We start from the raw sequence: 3,271 nt of genomic DNA on the forward strand, positions 1-3,271 counted from the left end.
GTCAGCGGGGGCAGGCCGTCGGGCGGGGTCGGCCGCTCGGACGGCGGCTCGTCACCGTCGGGTCGGGCCGGGGTCGGTGCATCGCTCACGCCGCGCATCATGGCACCGAGCGTGATCGGTCGGCACCCGGTCCCCGGGGTTTCCGGCGGGCGACCGTCGGACGGGCTGCCTAGGCTCATGGTCGTGCCTCCTGCCCCGACCGACGACCTCGTCGCCCTGCCCGACGGGCGCCCGCGGCTCGCCGTCCGCACGCTGCCCGGCGAGCGCCGTCCGTTCCTCCTCGTCCACGGGCTCTCGTCCAACGCGCGGCTGTGGGACGGCGTCGCCCGGCACCTCGCCGCGGCGGGTCACCGCGTCGTCGCCGTCGACCAGCGCGGCCACGGGCGGTCGCAGGCGCCGGACGGCGGCTACGACACCGACACCTGCGCCGACGACCTCGCCGCCCTGGCCGGGGTGCTCGGCCTGGTCGGCGACGCGGCACCTGTCGTCGTCGGCCAGTCCTGGGGCGGCAACGTCGTCCTGTCGCTCGCCGCCCGGCACCCGGGCTCGGCGGCCGCCGTCGCGTGCGTCGACGGCGGCTGGATCCGGCTGCAGGACCGCTTCGCGTCGTTCGAGGAGTGCTGGGCCGCGCTGGCCCCGCCGGTGTTCGAGGGCATGCGCTACGACGACCTGGCCGCCCGCATCCGGGGGGCGCGCCCGGACTGGCCGGTCGAAGGGCTGGAGGGCACGCTCGCCAACCTCGAACGGCTGCCCGACGGCGGCGTCCGACCGTGGCTGTCCCGCGATCACCACCGCGAGATCGTCCGCTCGTTGTACGACGGCGACCCCGGCGCCTGGTACCCGCGCGTCGCCGTCCCGGTGCTCCTCGTCCCCGCGACCGGCGGCGAACCGGCCGCGACGGACGACGAGCGCACCGCGGCGACGCGTGCCGCCGTCGTCGACGCCGTGACCCACCTGCCCGACGGCGACGTGCGCTGGTACCCCGGCGCCGACCACGACATCCACGCCGAGCAGCCCGAGCGGCTCGCCGCCGACCTGCTCGCGCTCGCCGCCCGCGTGCCCACCGGCACGACCCCCACCCCCACAGCCCAGGAGGCACGCTCATGAGCCTGCTCGTCGTCATGGGCTCCGGCGAGACCGCGCCGACCATGGTCAAGGTCCACCGCGAGGTCATCGCCCAGTCGGCGGCCGCCGCCGGCGGCGGCCCCGCCGTCATGCTCGACACCCCGTTCGGGTTCCAGATGAACGCCGACGACCTCGTCACCCGCACGCAGGCGTACTTCGCCGACTCCGTCGGCACCCCGGTCGAGGTCGCCCGCTGGCGGCGCGGTGACCAGCCCACCGTCGACGCCGAGCGGGCGCTGACGCTCCTGCACCGCGCGTCGTGGGCGTTCGCCGGCCCGGGCAGCCCGACCTACACGCTGCGGCAGTGGGTGGGCACCCCCGTGCCGGAGGCGCTCCTCGACGTCGCCGCCCGCGGCGGCACGCTCGTCTTCGGCTCCGCGGCGGCGTGCACCCTCGGCACCCACACGATCCCCGTCTACGAGATCTACAAGGTCGGCGAGGAGCCGCGCTGGGCGCAGGGCCTGGACCTCATGGGCCGGCTCACCGGCATCGAGTGCGTCGTCGTGCCGCACTACGACAACGCCGAGGGCGGCGGCCACGACACCCGGTTCTGCTACCTCGGCGAGCAGCGTCTCGTCGCGCTCGAGGCGGACCTGCCCGACGAGGTGGGCGTCCTCGGCGTCGACGAGCACACCGCGCTCGTCGTCGACCTCGTCGCGCGGACGGCCCGGGTCGCCGGCAACGGCCTGGTCACCGTGCGGCGGCGCGGGGCGTCCCGGACGTTCCCGGCCGGCACGGTGCTCACCCTCGACGAGCTCGGCGCCCTGCTCCGCGGCGAGGCGGTCGGTGCCCCCGGTGGCGACGTGCCCGTACCGGACGCCGCTGCGGACCCGGCGGCCGCGGCGGAGCCGGCAGGCGCCGTCGCCGACACCGGCGGGGAGGCGGTCGCGACCTCGCTGGCGGACGCCACCGCCCGGGCGCGCGAGCGCTTCGACGTGGCGCTCGCCGCCTCGGACGTCGACGGCTGCGTCACCGCGATCCTCGACCTCGAGTCGGCGATGGTCGCCTGGAGCACGGACACCCTGCAGTCCGACCAGGCCGACTCGGCCCGACGGACGCTGCGGGCGCTCGTCGTCCGGCTCGGGGAGCTCGCGCACGTCGGCGCCCGCGACCCGCGGGCCGTCGTCGCCCCGTTCGTCGAGCTGCTCCTCGAGGTGCGCGGGCGGGCCCGGGCGGCGAAGGACTTCGGGACGTCGGACCTCGTCCGGGACCGGCTCACGGCAGCGGGCGTCGAGGTGCGGGACACCCCGGACGGCGCCACCTGGCACCTGCAGGAGGGCTGACCGGCGGCTCAGCCGCCGTCGCGGACCACGGCGTACGCCCGGACCGGGAACGTCCCCAGGCCCCGGACGGGGACCGGGGCGGCGTGCAGCTCGAACCCGTCGGCCGGCAGCGCACCGAGGTTCGTGAGGTGCTCCAGGACGCCGACGCCCGCGGCGAGCAGCGTCGTGTGCGCGGGCCGGGTGCCGTCGGTGGTGTCGTCGATGTTCATCGCGTCGATCCCGACGAGGACGGCCCCGCCCTGCGCGAGCAGCCGGGCGCCGTCCGCCGCGAGGAACGGGCCGTCGACCGCGTAGGCCGGCGTCCGCCAGTGGGCGTCGTGCCCGGTGCGCAGCAGCACGGCCCGGCCCGCGACGTCGACGCCGGCGAGGTCGGCGGCCGTCACCCCGGCACCGGTCCGGCCCCGGACGTCGACGACGAGCCCGGGGACGGCCGCGACCCGGTCCAGCGGCACCTGGGTGAGGTCGGCGCCGTCGGCGAACCGGTGCAGCGGGGCGTCGTAGTAGGTGCCGGTGTTCGTCACCATGGCGATCCGGCCGATCTCGAACGTCGTGCCGTCGGCGTAGACCGCCCGGGACGCCTCCCGGGTGAGGTGCACGCCGACCTCGGGAGCGGGCAGGCCCGGGTAGGTCACCATGCCGTCCTCGAGCACGTGGGTGAGGTCGACGACGCGGGGGCGCTCACTCATGGTCGTCATCCTCGCGGACGGCGGCCGGCGGCGTGCACGCACTGTGGTCCACATCGCCGGGCGGCCCCGGGCCGGGCTGCCGTACAGTCCTGGGCGGTACCGAAGCGTTCGAGGACCGCCCCGGCGGTCGTCCGGAAGGGGGTGGCACGATGACGCAGGCCGCGGCCACCCCCCGCC

Annotated in this window: 3 protein-coding genes; 2 read left to right on the forward strand and 1 reads right to left on the reverse strand. The window is 77.0% G+C overall.

Annotated elements, in window-relative coordinates; all coding sequences use genetic code 11:
* The first annotated feature begins 183 nt into the window (after window positions 1-183).
* Window positions 184-1,107 (forward strand): alpha/beta fold hydrolase, encoded by a 924-nt coding sequence (locus ECOMGDLI_RS02600; RefSeq protein ID WP_158220867.1) that lies wholly within the window; start codon window positions 184-186, stop codon window positions 1,105-1,107.
* The gene (locus ECOMGDLI_RS02605; RefSeq protein WP_088313306.1) at window positions 1,104-2,408 is read left to right on the forward strand and encodes a hypothetical protein; all 1,305 of its coding nucleotides are present in this window, start codon (window positions 1,104-1,106) and stop codon (window positions 2,406-2,408) included. The genes ECOMGDLI_RS02600 and ECOMGDLI_RS02605 overlap by 4 nt, the downstream gene beginning before the upstream one ends.
* A gap of 8 nt (window positions 2,409-2,416) precedes the next feature.
* Here ECOMGDLI_RS02605 and ECOMGDLI_RS02610 read toward each other — a convergent pair whose 3' ends face one another.
* On the reverse strand, window positions 2,417-3,094 hold the full coding sequence (locus ECOMGDLI_RS02610; protein ID WP_088313308.1) for a cyclase family protein: 678 nt from the start codon (window positions 3,092-3,094) through the stop codon (window positions 2,417-2,419).
* Window positions 3,095-3,271 lie beyond the last annotated feature (177 nt).

This window comes from Kineosporia sp. R_H_3, assembly GCF_002198675.1.
Lineage (GTDB): Bacteria > Actinomycetota > Actinomycetes > Actinomycetales > Kineosporiaceae > R-H-3.

Coding starts and splice junctions, on each gene's coding strand:
- ECOMGDLI_RS02605 (WP_088313306.1), top strand. CDS start 1,104: ATGAGCCTGCTCGTCGTCATGGGCTCCGGCGAGACCGCGCCGACCATG.
- ECOMGDLI_RS02610 (WP_088313308.1), bottom strand. CDS start 3,094: ATGAGTGAGCGCCCCCGCGTCGTCGACCTCACCCACGTGCTCGAGGAC.